The sequence below is a fragment of the Streptomyces sp. NPDC102451 genome (assembly GCF_044765485.1).
Lineage (GTDB): Bacteria > Actinomycetota > Actinomycetes > Streptomycetales > Streptomycetaceae > Streptomyces.
In genome coordinates this window covers 285579-303706 of the sequence record NZ_JBIWKD010000006.1, presented here as the reverse complement: position 1 = coordinate 303706, position 18128 = coordinate 285579, and the positions used below count along the sequence as shown (strand labels likewise).

Annotated in this window: 17 protein-coding genes; 4 read left to right on the top strand and 13 right to left on the bottom strand. The window is 70.7% G+C overall.

What is annotated here, in order from left to right; genetic code table 11:
• Positions 1–65 precede the first annotated feature (65 nt).
• A complete protein-coding gene (locus ACIRD8_RS16940; RefSeq protein ID WP_403991429.1) occupies positions 66–1013 on the top strand; it encodes an ATP-binding cassette domain-containing protein in 948 nt (315 codons plus the stop codon).
• 80 nt (positions 1014–1093) lie between these two features.
• On the opposite strand, the gene ACIRD8_RS16935 is transcribed toward ACIRD8_RS16940, so the two are convergent.
• From ACIRD8_RS16935 to sbnB, 10 genes are all read right to left on the bottom strand, one after another.
• Positions 1094–3631, bottom strand: a complete 2538-nt coding sequence (locus tag ACIRD8_RS16935) for an ABC transporter permease (protein ID WP_403991426.1) — start codon at positions 3629–3631, stop codon at positions 1094–1096.
• On the bottom strand, positions 3631–4422 hold the full coding sequence (locus tag ACIRD8_RS16930) for an ABC transporter ATP-binding protein (RefSeq protein WP_403991423.1): 792 nt from the start codon (positions 4420–4422) through the stop codon (positions 3631–3633). The genes ACIRD8_RS16935 and ACIRD8_RS16930 overlap by 1 nt, the downstream gene beginning before the upstream one ends.
• Entirely contained in the window at positions 4419–5147 is a 729-nt protein-coding gene (locus ACIRD8_RS16925; RefSeq protein WP_403991420.1) for a sensor domain-containing protein, read from the bottom strand. Before ACIRD8_RS16925 ends, ACIRD8_RS16930 begins: the two co-directional genes overlap by 4 nt.
• Positions 5144–5380: a hypothetical protein gene (locus ACIRD8_RS16920; RefSeq protein WP_403991417.1), complete on the bottom strand. Its 237-nt coding sequence runs from the start codon at positions 5378–5380 to the stop codon at positions 5144–5146. Before ACIRD8_RS16920 ends, ACIRD8_RS16925 begins: the two co-directional genes overlap by 4 nt.
• Complete coding sequence (locus ACIRD8_RS16915; protein ID WP_403991852.1) at positions 5377–5685, bottom strand: ArsR/SmtB family transcription factor; 309 nt, start codon at positions 5683–5685, stop codon at positions 5377–5379. The genes ACIRD8_RS16920 and ACIRD8_RS16915 overlap by 4 nt, the downstream gene beginning before the upstream one ends.
• A 125-nt stretch (positions 5686–5810) precedes the next feature.
• Complete coding sequence (locus ACIRD8_RS16910) at positions 5811–6452, bottom strand: 4'-phosphopantetheinyl transferase family protein (protein ID WP_403991414.1); 642 nt, start codon at positions 6450–6452, stop codon at positions 5811–5813.
• 75 nt (positions 6453–6527) lie between these two features.
• Positions 6528–7496: a LysR family transcriptional regulator gene (locus tag ACIRD8_RS16905; RefSeq protein ID WP_403991411.1), complete on the bottom strand. Its 969-nt coding sequence runs from the start codon at positions 7494–7496 to the stop codon at positions 6528–6530.
• A gap of 688 nt (positions 7497–8184) precedes the next feature.
• A complete protein-coding gene (locus ACIRD8_RS16900; protein WP_403991849.1) occupies positions 8185–8928 on the bottom strand; it encodes a BTAD domain-containing putative transcriptional regulator in 744 nt (247 codons plus the stop codon).
• Between the two features lie 227 nt (positions 8929–9155).
• Positions 9156–10127 (bottom strand): 2,3-diaminopropionate biosynthesis protein SbnA, encoded by a 972-nt coding sequence (gene sbnA, locus ACIRD8_RS16895; protein WP_403991408.1) that lies wholly within the window; start codon positions 10125–10127, stop codon positions 9156–9158.
• 15 nt (positions 10128–10142) lie between these two features.
• Complete coding sequence (sbnB, locus tag ACIRD8_RS16890; RefSeq protein ID WP_403991405.1) at positions 10143–11204, bottom strand: 2,3-diaminopropionate biosynthesis protein SbnB; 1062 nt, start codon at positions 11202–11204, stop codon at positions 10143–10145.
• 310 nt (positions 11205–11514) lie between these two features.
• Between sbnB and ACIRD8_RS16885 the strand changes: the two genes are divergently transcribed.
• Genes ACIRD8_RS16885 through ACIRD8_RS16875 form a run of 3 tightly spaced genes read left to right on the top strand, consistent with a single transcriptional unit; the run spans position 11515 to position 14931 of the window.
• Entirely contained in the window at positions 11515–13065 is a 1551-nt protein-coding gene (locus ACIRD8_RS16885) for a tryptophan halogenase family protein (protein ID WP_403991402.1), read from the top strand.
• 34 nt (positions 13066–13099) lie between these two features.
• The gene (locus tag ACIRD8_RS16880) at positions 13100–14401 is read left to right on the top strand and encodes a cation:proton antiporter (RefSeq protein ID WP_403991400.1); all 1302 of its coding nucleotides are present in this window, start codon (positions 13100–13102) and stop codon (positions 14399–14401) included.
• The gene (locus tag ACIRD8_RS16875) at positions 14398–14931 is read left to right on the top strand and encodes a flavin reductase family protein (RefSeq protein WP_403991397.1); all 534 of its coding nucleotides are present in this window, start codon (positions 14398–14400) and stop codon (positions 14929–14931) included. Before ACIRD8_RS16880 ends, ACIRD8_RS16875 begins: the two co-directional genes overlap by 4 nt.
• Before the next feature lie 16 nt (positions 14932–14947).
• Here ACIRD8_RS16875 and ACIRD8_RS16870 read toward each other — a convergent pair whose 3' ends face one another.
• From ACIRD8_RS16870 to ACIRD8_RS16860, 3 genes are all read right to left on the bottom strand, one after another.
• Positions 14948–15898, bottom strand: a complete 951-nt coding sequence (locus ACIRD8_RS16870; RefSeq protein WP_403991394.1) for an ArsR/SmtB family transcription factor — start codon at positions 15896–15898, stop codon at positions 14948–14950.
• A 187-nt stretch (positions 15899–16085) separates the two neighbouring features.
• Complete coding sequence (locus ACIRD8_RS16865; RefSeq protein WP_403991391.1) at positions 16086–16295, bottom strand: MbtH family protein; 210 nt, start codon at positions 16293–16295, stop codon at positions 16086–16088.
• 237 nt (positions 16296–16532) lie between these two features.
• Entirely contained in the window at positions 16533–18104 is a 1572-nt protein-coding gene (locus ACIRD8_RS16860) for an amino acid adenylation domain-containing protein (RefSeq protein WP_403991388.1), read from the bottom strand.
• Between the last annotated feature and the right edge of the window lie 24 nt (positions 18105–18128).

The following is an 18128-nucleotide window of genomic DNA, read 5'->3' as shown; positions in this document are numbered from 1 at the left end:
CCGACAGCACAGGCCGGCGCCACCCCACCGTGCCGCCGCATCCGCCAGGCAAAGGAGAGACCCGCATGGACGCGGAGCTAGCGATAGAGGCGACCGGGCTGCGCAGGCGGCACGGTGACACCCAGGCCCTGGACGGGCTGGACCTGTCCGTACGGCCGGGCACCGTGCTGGGACTGCTCGGCCCGAACGGCGCGGGCAAGACCACGACGGTGCGGGTGCTGTCCACCCTGCTCGCGCCCGACGCCGGGGTCGCCCGGGTGGCGGGCCACGACGTGGTACGGGAACCCGCCGAGGTCCGGCGGAGGATCGGCCTGGCCGGCCAGTACGCGGCTGTCGACGCGCTGCTGACCGGTCGGCAGAACCTGGAGCTGATCGGCAGACTTCTGCATCTGGACCGCCGTACCGTCCGCAGCCGCGCGGCCGAACTGCTGGAGCAGTACGGGCTGACCTCCGCGGCCGACAAGCCCGTCGGGGGCTACTCCGGAGGGATGCGCCGCCGCCTCGACCTGGCGAGCTGCCTCGTCGTCCGGCCGTCCGTGCTCTTCCTGGACGAGCCGAGCACGGGGCTCGACCCCGCCAGCCGGATCCTCCTGTGGGGCGCGGTACGCGAGCTGGTGGCCGAGGGCATGACGGTGCTGCTGACCACCCAGTACCTGGAGGAGGCCGACCAGCTCGCCGATCTGATCGTCGTCATCGACCGCGGCCGGGTGATCGCGGAAGGCACCGCGGAAGTACTCAAGAGCAAGGCGGGCCGTACCCATCTGCATCTCACGGTCCTCGACCGTGCCCAGCTGCCGGCGGCGCTCTCGGCCCTCACCCCGGTCATGGCCGGCACGCCCCGGACCGACGAGGAGCGCGGTGCCGTGACCGTCCAGATCGTCGAGGGCATGGCAGGGGTGACGGCCGCCGCCGCGGCCCTCAGGGACGCGGGCGTCGGGATCGGGGAGTTCGGTCTGCGCCGGCCCACCCTCGACGACGTCTTCCTCGACCTGACGGGAGGGGACCGGAGCTGACCGGCGCCGGCCGCGGCCGGCACTCACCGCGAAGCCCCCGGCGGGATGGTCCCGCCGGGGGCTTCGCGTTGTCACGGCGGTCAGGTCACCGCCACCGCCTCGGCCGGCCTGCCGCGCAGCACCAGGGAGGTGGGCAGCAGGCTCGCGGTGAGGGTCAGGAACCCCGCGAAGCCGACGACCGCGAAGTAGATCCAGACCGGGCCCTGAGGCATCCACGAGCCGCCGAGCGCGATCCCGAAGGGTGCCAGCGTCGCCACGGCGACCGCGCTTCCGAGCACGATGCCGACCACGGCGACCAGCACGGACTCGATGGCCATCATCCGCATGACCTGGCCGTTCGTGGCACCGACCAGACGCTGGAGCGCGAACTCCCTGCGCCGCTCGGATGCCGAGATCACCAGTGTGTTGATCAGGGAGATCACCGCGTAACCGACGATGGTGCCGGCGAGCATGTAGTTGATCCAGGCGCTCGTCGCCCCGTCGTCCGCGGCGTCCGCGGAGGCCCGGTTCACGATCCGCACTCCGGCCAGGCCCTCGGTCGCCTTCCGCACCTGGGCGGCGAGCTGCTCCGCGGAGGTGCCCTTCTCCCCGGAGACAAGGATCTCCGGCACCAGACCCGTGGTCGAATGCGCGAGCATCAGCTCAGCGGGCAGGAACGCGGTGCCGAATCCCTTGCGCGCCTCGTAGGACGCCACGATCTCCGCCTTCACCTGCGTGCCGTCACCCAGCAGCACGGTGACCGTGTCTCCGACGCCCTTGCCCTTCTCTCCCGTCAGGGAGGTCGGCAACGCGATCGAGTTGCCGCGGAGCTTCGCGAAGGACCCCTCGGCCGCCGGCGCCGCGAGGGTACGGTCGGCGCCCTCGGCGGTGATGCCCTGCACCGCGAGCTCGGTGTTGTCGGGATCCTCGCCCTCGGCCCGGTCCTCCGCGCTGAGCGGTTCGAGGATGTACGCGGTCCCGGGGAGGTAGGCGGAGGCTCCCCCGACCCCCGGCTGCCGGGCGATCGTGTCCACCAGGTCCGGAGCGAAGCCGCCGGTGGACGAGGTGACCACGGCATCCGCGGCAACGAGTTCGCGTGCGGCTTCCTCGGAGGCCTCGGCCTGCGAGGTCTGCAGGTAGATCAGGGCGGTGGCGAGCCCGGTGGCGAGCATCACGGGGGTGACGGCTCCGGCGACCCGGATCCGCCGGACCCGCGCGTTGTTCATGGCGAGGCTGCCCGCGAACCCGGTGAACGCCTGCAGCGGCCAGCGCAGGATCGCCGTGAACACCCTCGTGAGACCCGGGCTGATGAGGGCGAACCCGCCGGCCCAGAGCAGCGCCGCGGGGCCTGCCGTGCTGGCGGCGACCGTGCCCTCCATCACCAGGGCGGTGACCAGCGCGAGTCCGGTTCCGCCGGCGAAGCACAGCACCGCGAAGAGCAGTCTGCTCCCGCTCAGCCAACGGCGCTGCAGACCGGACTCGGCCAGCGCGTCGGCCGGGCGGGCCTTCGCGGCCCGTCGCGAGGCGATGAAGGCGGCGGCGACCGCCGAGCCGAGTGAGGTGCCGGCCGCGACGATCATGGGGACCCAGCCGGCCCGGAAGTCGATCTGCGGTGCGACGACACCGCCCCCGGCCAGCCGGTCCAGCATCCAGCCACCCGCGTAACGGCCCGGGAACAGGGCGAGCGCCACCGCGATCACGGCGATCACCAGTGTCTCGCCGACGATCATCCGGCGCAGCTGTCCGGGCAGGGTGCCGACAGCGCGCAGCAGCGCCATCTCGCGCAGCCGCTGCTGCACCAGCAGCGCAAGGGTGGAGCCCACGACGAAGACGGCGACCATGACGGCGATGCCTCCGAAGACCGCTGACAGCGAGATCAGCCGTGTCGACGCCGCGAGGGCCTGGGGGAACTCCGCCTTGCCCCGGGCGTCGCCGGTCAGGGTGACCGCGGGGCTGTCGCCGAGCGCCTTGCCGATCCGTTCCGCGAGCTCGCCGGGGGACGTGCCTGGGGCAGGCACGACGGCGATGGAGTCGACCTGGTCCGGCCGGCCCATGAGCCGCCGGGCCTCGTCGTCGGCGAAGTACACCGCGCTCGCGGCGCCGTCGACGGGCTCGGTGGTACCGCTCACCGTGACCTCGCGGGAGCCGCCGGCGACGGCGAGCCGCAGCCGGTCGCCCGGCTGCACGCCCAGCCGCTGCGCCGCCCTCCGGTCGAGGGCCACCTGCTCGGCGCCCGCGGGTGCCTTTCCCGACGCCGGTCCGGCCGTGGCGAGGGCGGCGCTGGACCAGCCGTGTCCCTGCAGCGCGTCGCTGCCGGAGCCCTCCGCGTCGCGCAGCGCGCCGACGGGGAACGTGACGTCCGGCAGCGCGCGTCCGACGCCCTCCACGCCACGCACCGTCTCGACGTCCGAGACGTCGAGACGGACACGTTCGGGGAGTACGTCGTGGTCGAAGCCCTGGTCCCCGGTGACCACGACGGAGGCGGCGTCGAGACGCTGCGGCGGCACCGCGCTGCGGATGCCGGTCTCCATGAGCGCGCCGCAGGCCATCAGGATCAGCGCACCGAAGAACAGGGCTACGAAGGACGCCAGGAAGCGCCCCTTCCGGAACTTCAGGGACTGCAGTGCCAGGCCGAACATCACACGGCCCCTTCCGCGATGTCGGAGAAGCGCTCTCCCCAGGCACCGAGGTGCGTCATGCGCTCCGCGATGGTGTCGGCGGACGCTCCGTACAGCTCGTCGACGACACGGCCGTCGGCCAGGAAGACGACGCGGTCGGCGTGCGAGGCGGCCACCGGGTCATGGGTGACCACCACGGCGGTCTGGCCCTCGTGGTGCACCGCGTCCCTCAGCAGTCGCAGCACCTGCAGCGCCGAACGGGTGTCGAGTGCGCCGGTCGGCTCGTCCCCGAAGAGGACGGCGGGCCGGGCGATCAGCGCGCGGGCGATGGCGACGCGCTGCTGCTGGCCTCCGGAGAGTTCTCCGGGGCGGTGTGCGGAGCGGGCCGCGAGGCCGACACGCTCCAGCGCCTGCTGCACGGCGCCGCGCTCCGGCTTACGTCCGGCCAGCCGCAGGGGGAGGGCCACGTTGTCGGCGACGGTGAGGGCGGGCAGCAGGTTGAACGCCTGGAAGATGAAACCGATGCGGTCCCTGCGGAGCATGGTCAGCTCCTTCTCCCCCAGCTGTGTCAGCTCCTGTCCGTCGATCTGCACGGAGCCGGCGGTGGGCCGGTCAAGGCCCGCCGCACACTGCAGCAGTGTGGTCTTCCCCGATCCGGAGGGCCCCATCACGGCGGTGAAGGTGCCGCGCCGGAAACCGATGGTGACCTCGTCCAGCGCGCGCACGAGGGTGCGCTCCGGCCCGTAGGTGCGGCTGACCCCGGTGAGCCGCACGACCTCGTCGGTGCGGGCCGCGGCAGGTGGCGTACTCATAATTCCCCTTGAGTGGTGGCGTTCCGGTCCGAACCGGAGCGGTCGAGTGGGCCGGGGCTCGCCAGGACGCGGCGCGCTTCGGCCAGCGGGTCGGCCGGGCGGCCGAGCACCGTGCGGGCGACGATGTGGTGCAGACTCGCCGCACCGGTCACGGCGTAGCAGGACAGCGGGACCAGCGCGCAGGCCACGACCGTGGCCACGAGCGCGGTCGGCAGGTCGCTCACGCCCAGGAACCCCAGAGCACCGCCCTCGGGAACGGCCCAGTACCAGGCGGGCACCAGGACCACCGCGAGGTTTGTCAGCCACAGGCCGAGCGCCAGGGCGTCGAGGAGCAGGAGCGGCACGAACAGGACGGTGAGGTAGGCGAGGTCGCGGAGTACCGCGGGATCCGTCCACCGTGTCCTGACGCCGTTGATAACGCCTGGTTCGGACACCGTCCTGTGGTCGGCGGTCACCGCTTCGGCGATCAGCCCGGTGCGCGCCCGTTCGATGTGCGCGCAGCCACGGACGACCGCTGCCGCGCCGATGAGCAGGGGGACTCCGAAGACCAGGAGGCTCAGGACGAAGCACACCACCACGACCACCATCGTGAAGGCGAACAGGAGGGGGCCGGCCAGCAGGTAGCTGGCCAGGTAGGCGGTGGACCTCCAGGGACGCGACGAACGCAGCAGCTCCATGGGGGCGGGCACCGGACCGACGCGGGCAGGCCGCGATTCAGCGCTCATGTGTCCACGCTCCGCAGCAGGCTCTCGACCCCGGCGATGCGTCCGTTGAGGTCCGCGAGTTCCGCGCGCAGGGCCTCCTGCTCGGCGACGGCCTCCTCGGCGAGCCTGCGGAAGCCCGCCATCGCGACGGCGTCGGCCCGGTGCCTCTGGAGCGTGAAGTAGGCCATGGTGGCCCCCGATACACCTCCGACCACGATGAAGGTGATCAGGATGGCGACGATGCCGCCCGTCATGTGGGACTTCCTTTCTCTTCCGCGGCATCGGCCGCCGTGTCAGCTCTGGCCTCGTCCTCGCGGAACGCCTCGAGCACGGTATTGGCCGTCACCTGGACCTCGAAGGGCTGGAGTTCGAAGAACTTCAGCGCCTTGCCGTCCTGCGACAGTTCCAGCACGCCCGCAACCAGGCCGGCCGCCTCCAGCCGCTGCAGATGCATGTAGAGGAGCGGTCTGGACAGGCCCAGACGGCGGGCCAGCTCGCTCACATGCACACGTCCGCCTGCCAGCTCGCGGATGATCCGAAGCCGTTGGGCATGCCCCATCGCTGCCAGAAGCACGAGAAGTTCGTCGGTCGTCAGAGCAGGACACCCCCTCCAGCTTTCACCTGTAATGCAAAACTGACATGTATAAGTGGGGGTGTCAAGCGCGGCGCGGGCGCCGTGCCGTCTCATGCACGCAGGTCCACGAACGCCCCCTCCGCGTCCGCTCCGGCCGCCGCCACGGCGAGACTCGCGGAGACGTCGGGGGAGGCCACGGTCAGGGTGGGCGCCGCCACGGCGAGCGCCGGGACGGAAGGCGTGCCGTCCCACCGCAGCCGGGTCCGGGCGGGCGGCGGCCAGCGGTCGGGCAGGGGCACCGGGCGGAGCAGACCACCACGGGCCAGCCCCGTGCCGAGCGCCTTGCCCATCGCCTCCTTGTGCGTCCAGAGCCAGAAGTAGGCCGCGGGCCGGTGCCGTTCCGGCAGCGTGCGCAGCCATGCCGCCTCTTCCGGCACGAACCACCGTCGCGCCAGGCGCAGAGCGGGAAGAGGACGGACGGCCTCGATGTCGACCCCGACGGGCCCCAGACCGGTCACCGCCACGGCCGCCAGACCGCGTCCGTGGCTGATACTGATGCGCGCACCGGGCCCGAGCCCGTCCAGCAGGGGTCGCCGCATGCCGTCATGGCGCACCCGCAGCGCTCGCGGTGCCACACCGAACTCCATGGCGGTCCGGGCGAGCGCCGCTCCCCTCGCCTGCGCGTCGCGCAGCCCCGCGGTCGCCGTGACGACGACCGTGACGTGACAGAGCGAGGGGGCGATACCGTTCACCCGGCCGATACTGCCGCCCCGGCCTGACGCCGCACTGACGGGAAATCGACGGCCGAGCCGTTGCCACGGACCGGGTCAGGCCCCGTACGCCGGCGTCAGGAACGCGCTCAGTTCCTTGAAGTCGTCGGGGTGTTCGCGTATCCAGGCCCAGTACCGCGGGATGCTCCGGGCGTATTCGGCGTAGTACCGGCGCACGGCGTCGACCAGGCGGCGCAGGGCGGCGTGGGCGACCGAACCTCGGCGCCACACGACGAGCATCTCGGAGCTCTCGGTGTCGCGGAGCGGCACCAGGGAGACGTCGGGGGTGGCGCCGGTGGGCGTGGTGAGAGCCGCCGCCTGCGCGTCCCGCACCCAGCTCATCGCCTCGTGGTGGCCATCGGCGTAGTGGAGCACCTCGGGGTGCGACGGCTCGAACCTGCCGAAGGTCCGGCTCTCGATGGAGTGGAACCAGTGGTCGCGGGCGTAGCACACCCAGTTGAGCGTCGACAGCTCCGAGGACCGCACCGCGTCACCCCCTGACAGCCGGTGCCCTTTCGGGAGGGCGAGCCACACCGGTTCGCGGGCGATGAGTGCCGCGTCGAGGGGAATCTCGTCCGTGTCCGTCGCACGGGCGAGCGCCACACCGGGGACCATGGCCGCGGTGAGTACTCCGCGCCGCACCGCGTCCACGGCGGCATCGGGGCTGAGGGTCTCGGTCTGCACCTCCGGCGCGGACAACGAGGAACGCAGCGCGTCCAGCAGGGAGGGCGGCGTCCACTCGGCGGTCCCGAACCGGAAGACGTCGCTGGCGTGCGAGGCCGCCTCGACGATCACCAGATCGGCCTGCTGGACGAGCTCGGAAAGTAAGGGAATCAGCCGCTCCCCTCGCTCCGTGAGCTCGACGCCATGAACCGAACGCACAAAAATCTGTCCGCCCAGAGCCTTTTCTATCCTTCGTAACTGTGCAGTCAGGCTCGATTGTGGAACATTTAGTTCGGACGCAGCCTTCGAAATGCTGCCCATTCTGTTTATGACCGTAACGATTCGGGCGTGCCGAAGTTCCACGTCCACAATTCCCCCATGAACGGCAGCGTATAAGAAGAGCGATTTTTGGCCCCTCCCGAGAGCCGCTCCACACGCTAACAGCGAACCTTCACCTCGTCCATGGATCATCCCCACAGGGCCTCCATGCACGATTTCAGCAGCTCGGCGGCCCGCACCCAATACCGATGCCCGTTCACCGGTGCCCGAGTTCATCGGACCGCATCCCCTGATTTGCCGTGGCTCCATCTTTCCGGGCCGCCCCGCCCGGACGTCCTGGTGCGGCACGACCTCCGCCGCGCTTTCTCCGTCGCACTCACCGGGGTCCGCCGTGCCGAGCGAAAAGGCTGGTCAGCCGGAAGGTCAGGAGCTCACGCCGCCTCGGCCGCACCGATGTACGACCGCGTCCCGCTCCCCGCCGCCCGACGTCTCCGGCGCCGGCGCCCGACACCGCAGGCGACCGGCCCGGACCCTCGTCGGCCCGGCGGCCGGCCGCCCGGCAGGAGCACCGGCGCCGTCACCTCGGGTGTCGCCGCGGCGAGCCGCCCTGCCCCGGCGAGGGTCGATCTTCGGTCATTCTTCCGGCAGCGGCCGACGGGCCCCTTACGGCACCGCTATGCACCCTCGTTCATCGAATTCCGGCCAGGTGAACTCCGGGCCCGGAACCCGGACCCGCGGGCCGGGGCCCGACTGCGCCGCGATGTGCCGGGCGTCAGGCCGAAGCCGAGTAGGCCAGGGCCATGCGCGGCTCCCCGAGCCCCGCGTCCTGGGCGAGAATTGCCTGGTAGACGGAGTGCAGAGCCCGTCCCGGCTCCAGTCCGAGGTCGTCCGCCAGACGCCGGCGCGCACCGTGGAAGACCTCCAGCGCCTCGGCCTGCCTGCCGTCACGGTAGAGCGCCAGCATCAGCAGTTCGCTGAGCCGTTCGCGCTCCGAATGCTCGGCGGCGAACTGCCTGAGTTCAGCCAGCGGGACCCGCTCCGCGTCGCCGGCCAGCTTCGCGGCCACCAGATCCTCGTAGGCGCTGACCCTGCGCTCCTCGAGATGCGCCGCCTGCGCGCGACACCGCAGGCCATCGGCGGCATCGAGCAGCGCGGGCCCCCTCCAGAGCGCGAGAGCCGCCTCCAGTTCGACCACTGCCGACCGTGGGTCCCGCCGGGCGAGCGCACCCCCCTTATCAGCCATTTCCACAAATCGGTGTGCGTCCACCGCATCGGGGGCGACATCGAGCAGATATCCACTCCCCACCGTACGAACCAGATTCTCGCCATCCAGCCCCGTAATGTCCTTCAATATTCTACGAAGGCGGACAACGTTGGCCTGGAGTGCATTTCGGGCATTCACCATGGATCGCCCGGCCCACAGCTCGTCCACTATCTGGTCGAACGGTACCGGGGCCCCCGGCGTCAAAGCGAGAAGACTGAGAACGACGCTTGCCCTCTGTGAAGCCGGCGACACCCTCCTGCCTCTCCAGGTGATGCACAGCGAGCCCAATACATTGACCTCCACGGCCTTACCCCCGTCACCATCGGAATCAGTCGCAATTCTGGCCACGTTCACCCCTCGGAGGGAAATACCATGCTGCCCACTCCGGCGTGATTCCGCGGTATACCCCCCTGCTGCGGGGTACAGCGACGCCGGGCCGCCCGGGGGAATGATGCGGCCCGGCGTCTGTTCCTGGGGGGTCAGCGGCTCGGTTCACTCACCGGCGACTGGTCCCCGTACACGTCCGCCACCCAGCTGGGCCGGTAGACGGAGTCGAGGTAGCGCTCACCCAGGTCCGGTGAGATCGCGACGGCGGTGACGGACTCCCCGTCCCGGTGCTTCCGCAGCCAGCGGGTCGCACCGGAGATCACGGTGCCCGTGGAACCGCCGAACAGGAAGCCGCCGGATGCCAGCCGGTGCACATCGCGGATGGCGTCGGTCTCCGCCACGTGCACCACGTCGTCGACGAAGGACTCGTCGAGAATGGGGGGCCGCACGCCGGCTCCCAGACCGGGGATCATCCGCGGTCCCGCCGGGCCGCCGAACGTCACGGACCCGATCGAGTCCACCGCCACGACGGTGACGGGCAGCCCCTCCTCCTTGAAGTAACGCGCGCAGCCCATCAGGGTCCCCGTGGTTCCCGCCCCCACGAACAGGACGTCCAGTTCGGGGAACGCCTTCGCGATGGACGGCGCCGTCGTGCGGTAGTGGGCCATCCAGTTGTACGGATTGGCGTGCTGGTTCATCCAGAAGTACCGGCTGTCCGATGCGCAGAGCTCACGCACCAGGTCCAGACGCGCCCCGAGGAACCCCGTCCCCGGATGCGGCTCGGTCACGACGTGCACCTGTGCCCCCATGGCCTCCATGAGCTGCCTGGTGACGAGGTTGCAGCGGGTGTCCGTGACACACAGGAAGCGGTATCCCCTGGTGGCGGCGATCATGCTGAGCGCCACCCCGAGGTTTCCCGAGGAGGACTCGACGATGACCGATCCGGGGGTCAGCTCCCCGCGCGCCTCGGCCTCGGCGACCATGGACGCCGCGGCCTTCAGCTTGATCGAACCGGCGAAGTTGAAGCCCTCGCACTTGAGGTAGAGCGGTACGTCGAAGGTGGGCCGCAGATCCACGTACAGATCCTCCACGTGGAAGTCCTCCGGCGCGGAGATCACGGGCATGGCGACCACCCCCTCTCAGCCACAGCGGGCGGCAGCGTCTACGCGGCCGTACCGGTCGACCTCGTGGAAGAACCCGTCCACCACCTGCAGTTCCCCGAGTTCCTGGATCATGTCGTACACGTGCTTGCCCACGGCCAGGTCCAGCACGCCGAGACCGAAGGGGGAGAAGATCACGGTGCGGTCCACCGGAGGACGCACCTTCCCCGTCAGCACCTCGTACAGCGTGCCGTCGATGAACTCCCGGCTCCCGGTGCACTGTTCGACCAGATGGGGTGAGGTGTCCGCCTTGAGCACGTGTTCCACGTCGTCCACGAAGTTGGCCGAGGCGAGCAGAACCTCGGGGCCGAGGTCGCGCAGGGACACGTTGAGGACGACCGGGTGGTGCGCGAACCACTCCGGGTCCACGACGTGCGGCGCGGACGCCACGGTGGCGAAGACCACCAGGTCCGATTCACGGATCAGCTCCTCGGCCCCCTCGTGCACCGTGACCCGCGCCTCGGAGCCGCTCTGCTCCAGGTAGGAGCTGAAGGACCGGGCGTGCTCCGCCGAGAGGTCGTGCACCCCGATCTCGTCGAACTGCCAGCCCGTGCCGGCCAGGTACATGTGGATGTGCCGGGCGATCAGCCCGGTGCCGATGAAGCCGATCCGCCGGGGGCGGCCCCGCTCACCGCTGAGCCGGTCCGCCGCCAGAGCGGCGGAGGCCGCCGTTCGGGCGGCGCTGATGATGGAACTCTCCAGACACGCGAAGGGATAGCCCGTGCTGTAGTCGTTCAGCACCAGCACCGCCGAAGCGCGCGGAACTCCGGATTCCACGTTCCCGGGAAAGCTGGAGATCCACTTCAGGCCCTCGACCCGGTTGTCTCCGCCGATGGACGCCGGCAGCGCGATGATCCGCGAGGCCGGGCGATCGGGAAAGCGCAGAAAGTAGGACGGCGGGTTGACCGTCTCTCCCTCGCCGTGCAGCCGGTAAGCCTTCTCCACCAGGTCGACGGTGCGCTGTTCCTGGCCCGCCAGGACGCTGTGCACCTGCACTCCGGGGATCACGGCGAACGGCGGTACATGGACTTGCTGTGTCATGCACAACTCCATTGAAGTAGGGCGGTGGCCCGGTGGTCACCCGCACGATGAGGCGCCGATCCGCCGACGCCTATCGCCATTCGCGCGGCAATGTTGCCGACTCGCGCTGACACAGGACTGACGCCCATTCGACCGGCACCCGATCCGGCGTCAACAGCCGTTCCCACCAGTACTTTTCGCCAGAAACTTAATGTCCTGTTCCTGGGTCGCGGACCGACCTAACGTAATTCCTCGGTGGCGCCACCCCAGCTTTTTCCCCTCCGGGACGACGCCATGCCAACCCATTCGATCCACCGAACAGGAGACAACGATGCTCAACAGAGTCGTTATTGTGGGCGGCGGCACCGCGGGATGGATGACGGCCTCATATTTCAAGGCTGCGTTCGGCGACCGGATAGACATCACTCTGGTCGAGTCCGGAAATGTCGGAGCCGTCGGCGTCGGAGAGGCCACCTTCAGCGACATCCGCCACTTCTTCGAGTTTCTCGGACTCAAGGAGAAGGACTGGATGCCGGCGTGCAACGCCACCTACAAGCTCGCCGTGCGCTTCGAGAACTGGCGCGAGAAGGGCCACTACTTCTACCACCCGTTCGAGCAGATGCGCTCCGTCAACGGCTTCCCGCTGGCCGACTGGTGGCTCAAGGAGAAGCCGAGCGAACGGTTCGACAAGGACTGCTTCGTCATGCCGTCCGTCATCGACGCCGGCCTGAGCCCGCGCCACCGGGACGGCACCCTCATCGACCAGCCCTTCAACGAGGGTGCTGAAGAGATGCAGGGCCTGACCATGTCGGAGCACCAGGGCAAGACGCAGTTCCCCTACGCGTACCAGTTCGAGGCTGCCCTGCTCGCCAAGTTCCTGACCAAATACGCCGTCCAGCGCGGCGTCAGGCACATCGTCGACGACGTCCAGGACGTCTCCCTCGACGACCGGGGCTGGATCGGATCGGTCCGCACCAAGGAGCACGGCGACCTCTCCGGCGACCTCTTCATCGACTGCACGGGATTCCGCAGCCTCCTCATCAACAAGGCACTCGAAGAGCCTTTCATCTCGTATCAGGACACTCTCCCGAACGACAGCGCCGTCGCCCTCCAGGTCCCGATGGACATGGAGAAGCGAGGAATTCTTCCTTGCACGACAGCCACCGCTCAGGATGCCGGGTGGATCTGGACCATTCCGCTGACCGGCCGTGTCGGTACCGGGTACGTCTACGCCAAGGACTACCTCTCCCCGGAAGACGCCGAGCAGACCCTCCGCGATTTCGTAGGGCCCAACGCGGCTGATGTCGAGGCCAACCACATCCGTATGCGCATCGGGCGGAGCAGGAATTCCTGGGTCAACAACTGTGTGGCCATCGGCCTTTCCAGCGGTTTCGTCGAGCCGCTGGAATCGACCGGAATCTTCTTCATCCACCATGCCATCGAGCAGCTCGCGAAGAACTTCCCCGGACCGGACTGGGACGCGAACCGGCGCAACACCTACAACGACTCGGTCCGTCACGTCATGGACGGCGTACGGGAATTCCTGGTCCTGCACTACGTGGCGGCGAAGCGCAACGACACCCAGTACTGGCGCGACGCGAAGACCCGGCAGATCCCCGAGTCCCTGGCCGAGCGCATCGAGTTGTGGCGGACGCAGCTGCCCGACTCGGAGTCGATCTACCCCTATTACCACGGTCTGCCCGCCTACTCGTACATATGTGTCCTGCTCGGCATGGGCGGCATCGACGTCAAGTCGTCGCCGGCGCTCGCACTCACCGACAACGAGGCGGTCCGGCGGGAGTTCATGAAGATCCAGGAGAAGACCCAGCGCCTGACCTCGACGCTGCCCAAGGCGTACGACTACTTCAGCCAGATCGGCTGAGCCCGCTCGACGACCGCGAAGGGACTGCGTATCCATGGTCGTTCTGGAATCCCTCGTCCGTCCCGCGCACGTGGCTGCCGCGATGGTCGCCGCACTGCTCCTGGCCCGCGCGGGGCGGGTGGCCGCCCGTAGGCTGCGGCAGCCGGAGGTCGTCGGAGAGGTGACGGTGGGCCTGCTGGTCGGGCCCGCCGTTCTCGCCCTGGCCGGCCGTGACCGGTTCGAGTCGCTGCTGCCGGGTGCCGTGCTCGACGCCCTCGCGCTCGTCGGCCAGGTCGGCCTGGTGCTGTACCTGGTCGGCCTGGCGCACAAGCTGCGCCCCGGCCCGGACAGCCCGCCCCAGCGTTCGCTGTCCGCCCTGGTCGTCTGCGCGTTCGGGGTTCCGCTCTGCACCGGCGTGCTGCTGACCGGATTCATCATGGTCACCGACGACACGGCGGCCCGCGGCAGCGCTCCGCTGCCCGCCTTCACGCTCATGGTCGCGGTGGCGATGTCCATCACCGCCGTACCGGTGCTGTCCAGGATCCTCGGCGACCGCGGTCTGGGAGACGCGCCCAGCGGGCGGCTCGCGCTCTCGGCCGCCATCCTCATGGACGGTCTCGGATGGATCCTGCTCGTTCTGGCCATCGGTCTCGGGACGGGGAGCCTCTCCGGACTCGCGGACGCCGGGACCGCTCTGTTCGTGGGCGGCGTCTGCGCTCTCCTGGTGCGGCAGACCCTGAGGACCCGGCGTGCGCGCCGGTTCCGTGAGCGGCTCCCCAGGACGGCCTCGGTCCTGCTCGGTTGTGCCGCTCTGGGCACCGCGCTGGCGACGGAGCACCTGGGGATGACCGCCATCGTGGGGGCCGCGATGGTCGGCCTGGCGATCCCCGGCGACGCGGGGTCCCCCTGGGCCTCCACGGTGTCCGGCGTCTCACGCGCCGGACGGACGCTGACCCCGGTCTTCTTCGTGGTCACCGGTGTGACGGTCTTCACCGGCACCTTCTCGGCGGCCTCCTGGTCACTGATCGCCCTGGCGGTCCTGCTCGGCTGCGCGGGCAAGCTGCTGGGCGGATACCTCGGAGCCCGGCTGGGCGGAAGCCGGCCCGCCGAGGCCCGGCGGATCGGCGTACTGATGAACACCCGGGGGCTGACCGAGCTGATCGTGCTGGAGGCCGGACACCGGGCCGGCATCCTGCCCGGGCCCCTGGTTCTCGCGCTCGTGGTGATGGCGCTCGTCACCACGGCCATGACCGGACCGCTGCTCGGTCCGGCCGGCCGCACCGGCGAGCCCGCGGAGAAAGCCATGTTCCGGCCCCCGTCACCCGATCCCGTCGTCACGGAAGGCAGCACACCATGACCGAGTCCAAGGCTCCGCCCGCCTCGACCCTGCCACCGCCTGCCGGGGCGACCTCCGACGGCTTCCGCACCATGATGAGTACCTTCCCCACCGGTGTGTCCGTGGTGACGGGCCTCGACCGCGAGGGCGGCCCCTGGGGGATGACGTGTTCCTCGGTCTGCAGCGTCTCGCTCGACCCGCCGACCCTGCTGGTCTGCCTGCGCGAGGGCAGCCCGACGCTCGCCGCCGTCCGTGAACAGGGTGGCTTCGCCGTCAACCTCCTCCACGAGGGTGCCCGTGAGACCGCCGAACTCTTCGCCTCCGGCAACCCGCGCCGGTTCGAGCTGACCCCGTGGACGCAGGACCCCGACGCGGGCGGACCACATCTCGTCCGGGACGCCCACACGGTCGCGGACTGCACCGTCGTACTGACCCAGCCGGTCGGTGACCACGTCACCGTGTTCGGCAGGACCCGGCGGATCACGCGGCAGAGCACCCGGCCGCCGCTTCTGTACGGGATGCGGGAGTTCCGGGCGTGGCCCGGTATCTGACCCGTACGTGCCCGGCTCAGGCCGGCAGGACGCGGCGCGTCCTGCCGGCCCCTTGGCGTGGCTGAGGCTGCGGCTGCGGCCCCCGGCCGTCGAGCAGGGCCATGCCCAGCGGGGTCACGGTGTGCAGGACCGTGTTGCGGATACGGCGCGTGGTGATGAGCCCGGTCTCCCGCAGCACGGCGGTGTGCTGGCTGGCCCCGGCCGCGGAGATGCCGAGCTTGTCGGCGAGCTGGGTGGTGGTGCAGGTGGTGCGCAGGACGCGCAACGCCGCGGCCCTGGTCTGTCCGACCAGCGCGCCCAGCGGGCGTTCGACGCCCTCCGTGTCCTCCCACAGGCACGCCGACCGGCGGGCGTCGGGCGGGGCCGCGAACGCGAGCACAGCGGCCCCGTCCGTGGATCGGCCGGCCAGGATCCGGGCGGGCGGGTCGCAGAGGAAGACCGAGGGCGTGAGCACCACGCCCCGGCCGTCGAGCCGGATCTCACCGTCTGGGACACCCGTCACCTCGAGGCAGGGCGCCCGCCAGACGAGGCGCGGGTGCAGGGTGGCCAGAAGCTGTTCCACTCCCCCGGCCATGACGATCCTGCTGCGCGCCTCGCGTTCGGTTTCGAGGTAGGCGGTGATCCGGTCCCAGTACGGTGCGACGGCGGTCTGCCAGGTGTCCGAGAGCGCCGCGGGCAGCTGCGGCTGCACGGCGGGCTGCCGGGCCGCGCCCGGGACCGCCTCGGTGTCGGCGATGAACCGCTCCGCGAGACCCAGCAGTGCATCGGCGTCGAGTGACGCCGTCTGCGGCGCCGTGGAGGGCCCGGGCGGCGTACGGCTGCCCACCTTCCGGCGCCAGTGGACGTACGGCAGGCCGACGCTGCGGCCCAGCAGCGACACGGCGAACGCCGTCTCCATGACGGGGCCGACGGTGGCCCCCAGGCGGATTCTCGCTATGTCGGCCGCAGTGAAGTGGATCCTGAGCATGGATGACCCCCGTAGGTCCCGCGAATGCGAAGTGCCCCGTCGAGGGGCGGGAGCCGGTCCTCGTCATGGGACGCGGGACACGGGCTCGTCCGGCCCGGCGGCGCGCACCGGGTCGGGGCAGAGAGCGGCCCGCGTCCCCAGGACGCGGGCCGGCCACAGAACGTTCACGGCGTGCGACGCCGCCGGATCAGGCCGACTGGGGCTCCCTGAGGGAACGCGGCCGCATGTCCGTCCAGTTCGCTTCCACGAAGGCGAGTGCCTCCGCCCTCGGCGCCGCGTCGAGCGCGACCTGCCAGCCGTCGGGCTGCTGGGCGAAGGACGGCCACAGGGAGTGCTGACCTTCGTCGTTCACCAGCACCAGAAACGTTTCGTCCTCGTCGTCGAAGGGGTTCGCCACGTGTACTCCCTGTCCGGATGGCTTACGGGGCGCGGACCTCCCTGGCCCGCCGGTGCGGGAATCGGGAACCTCAGGACCGCTGTGCCATCGTGGCCAAGTCCGCTGACGCCGGGCTGACTCGCCCCTGATGCGAGCCCCCGCCCGGTCCGGGACACCGGACGGACTCCGTCCGGACGGAGCGGCACCACGGCACACGCCGGGTGCCGCGGCCGCCTCCTCCCGGAGGCACGGAGGCGTTCACCGCCCGGCCGGCAGCCCCGCCCACAGGTTCCGGGTCGCGGCCACGTCCCTCTTGCCGTTGGCGTTGAGGACGATCTCGGGAACGACATGCACCTGTCCCGGGACCAGCGCCGAAGGCAGCACCGCGGACAGCGCCTTGTGCACCGCCTCGGCCTGCTCGTCGGGCCGGTTCCGGCTGTCCGCGGGACGGACGAACAGCTCCAGTACGTCGACGGGCCCGCGGACGACCTCGAAGACGGCGTCCTCGACTCCCGGCACGGACAGGACGTGGTGCCTGAGTTCGCCCAGTTCGACGCGGTAGCCGTTGACCTTCCACTGGTCGTCGCGACGCCCCAGGTGGAGCAGCACCCGCTCCGGCAGCATCTCGACCATGTCGCCGGTGCGATAGGCGCGGCCGGGCCGGCCCCCGAGTTCCCGCTCGTCGATGAAACGGTCGCCGGGTGCGGAGGGGCCGAGGTATCCGGCGGCGACGGCACGGCCGGCGATCACCAGCTCCCCGGGCTGCCCCTGGGGAACCGGGCGCAGCTGCTCGTCGACCACGTAGGCGCGGGTGTTCCACGCGGGCACCCCGATCGGCACCGTGGGCGTCGTGGGCAGCCGGGTGCGGTCGAAGGAGTGGGCACAGCAGCCGATCGTGGTCTCGGTGGGGCCGTAGTGGTTGACGAGCCGCAGGCCGTCCAGCCGGGAGCCGAGCCCGTTCAGCAGCGCGGGGTCGAGAGCCTCACCGCCGAACATCAGCAGACGGCTCGCGCGGTCGTAGCGGGGAGGCTCGACCAGTGCCTCGAAGAAGCGGGCGTGGGACGGCGTCAGCTTCACGAACGTGTAGGGATCCGTCCGGCCACCGAAGAGAGCGGCCTGGTCCCACAGGCCGGCCACCGTCACCACCCGCCCGCCCTGGGACAGCGGCACCCACAGCGACGTCATCGCCAGGTCGTACCCGAGGCTCGCGAACAGCGGACTGCCGCCGCCGCCCGTTCCGACCAGACTCCCGCACCACGCCACGTAGTTGGCCAGTGAGCCGTGCTCGACCATGACGCCCTTGGGAGCTCCCGTGGAGCCCGACGTGAAGACGATGTAGGCGAGGTCCGTGGCGCGGGGCGGCTCCCGGTCCGGCGGCGCCACGCTGTCGGCGAGAGCCGCCAGGTCGAGGACGGGCACATCGACCGCGGGCAGGGCCTGGCGCGCGGCCGCGCCGTCGTGCACCAGGGCGACGGGCCTCGCGCCGTCCAGTACCTGCCGGACCCGTTCCTCGGGATGGGTCGGGTCCACGGGCACATACGCGGCGCCCAGCGCCATGACGGCGAGGGCCCCCGCCACGGTGCCGGCCGTCCTGTCCGCCCAGAGCACCACGCGGTCCCCCGCCCCGGCACCCGCCTCGTCGAGCGCTGCGGCCACGACCATGGCCCGGTGCCACAGTTCCCGGTACGTCAGGAGGGTTCCGCCGGATTCCACCGCCACCGCGTCCGGCCGCTGCCGGGCGTGCCCCCGCACCATCTCCACCACGGAGCCGGCCGTGACCCGGCGGACCTCGCCGGCCAGCATCCCGGGATTCGTCCCTGACGGATTCATCGCTGCTCCTGTGTGTGGTTGCGC

Bases quoted from the DNA above. Each gene is read 5' to 3' on its own strand.
- ACIRD8_RS16935 (WP_403991426.1), bottom strand. From the start codon at position 3,631: ATGTTCGGCCTGGCACTGCAGTCCCTGAAGTTCCGGAAGGGGCGCTTC.
- sbnA (WP_403991408.1), bottom strand. From the start codon at position 10,127: ATGCCCGTGATCTCCGCGCCGGAGGACTTCCACGTGGAGGATCTGTAC.
- ACIRD8_RS16880 (WP_403991400.1), top strand. From the start codon at position 13,100: ATGGTCGTTCTGGAATCCCTCGTCCGTCCCGCGCACGTGGCTGCCGCG.
- ACIRD8_RS16915 (WP_403991852.1), bottom strand. From the start codon at position 5,685: ATGGGGCATGCCCAACGGCTTCGGATCATCCGCGAGCTGGCAGGCGGA.
- ACIRD8_RS16875 (WP_403991397.1), top strand. From the start codon at position 14,398: ATGACCGAGTCCAAGGCTCCGCCCGCCTCGACCCTGCCACCGCCTGCC.
- ACIRD8_RS16885 (WP_403991402.1), top strand. From the start codon at position 11,515: ATGCTCAACAGAGTCGTTATTGTGGGCGGCGGCACCGCGGGATGGATG.
- ACIRD8_RS16930 (WP_403991423.1), bottom strand. From the start codon at position 4,422: ATGAGTACGCCACCTGCCGCGGCCCGCACCGACGAGGTCGTGCGGCTC.
- ACIRD8_RS16920 (WP_403991417.1), bottom strand. From the start codon at position 5,380: ATGACGGGCGGCATCGTCGCCATCCTGATCACCTTCATCGTGGTCGGA.
- ACIRD8_RS16940 (WP_403991429.1), top strand. From the start codon at position 66: ATGGACGCGGAGCTAGCGATAGAGGCGACCGGGCTGCGCAGGCGGCAC.
- sbnB (WP_403991405.1), bottom strand. From the start codon at position 11,204: ATGACACAGCAAGTCCATGTACCGCCGTTCGCCGTGATCCCCGGAGTG.
- ACIRD8_RS16925 (WP_403991420.1), bottom strand. From the start codon at position 5,147: ATGAGCGCTGAATCGCGGCCTGCCCGCGTCGGTCCGGTGCCCGCCCCC.
- ACIRD8_RS16860 (WP_403991388.1), bottom strand. From the start codon at position 18,104: ATGAATCCGTCAGGGACGAATCCCGGGATGCTGGCCGGCGAGGTCCGC.
- ACIRD8_RS16870 (WP_403991394.1), bottom strand. From the start codon at position 15,898: ATGCTCAGGATCCACTTCACTGCGGCCGACATAGCGAGAATCCGCCTG.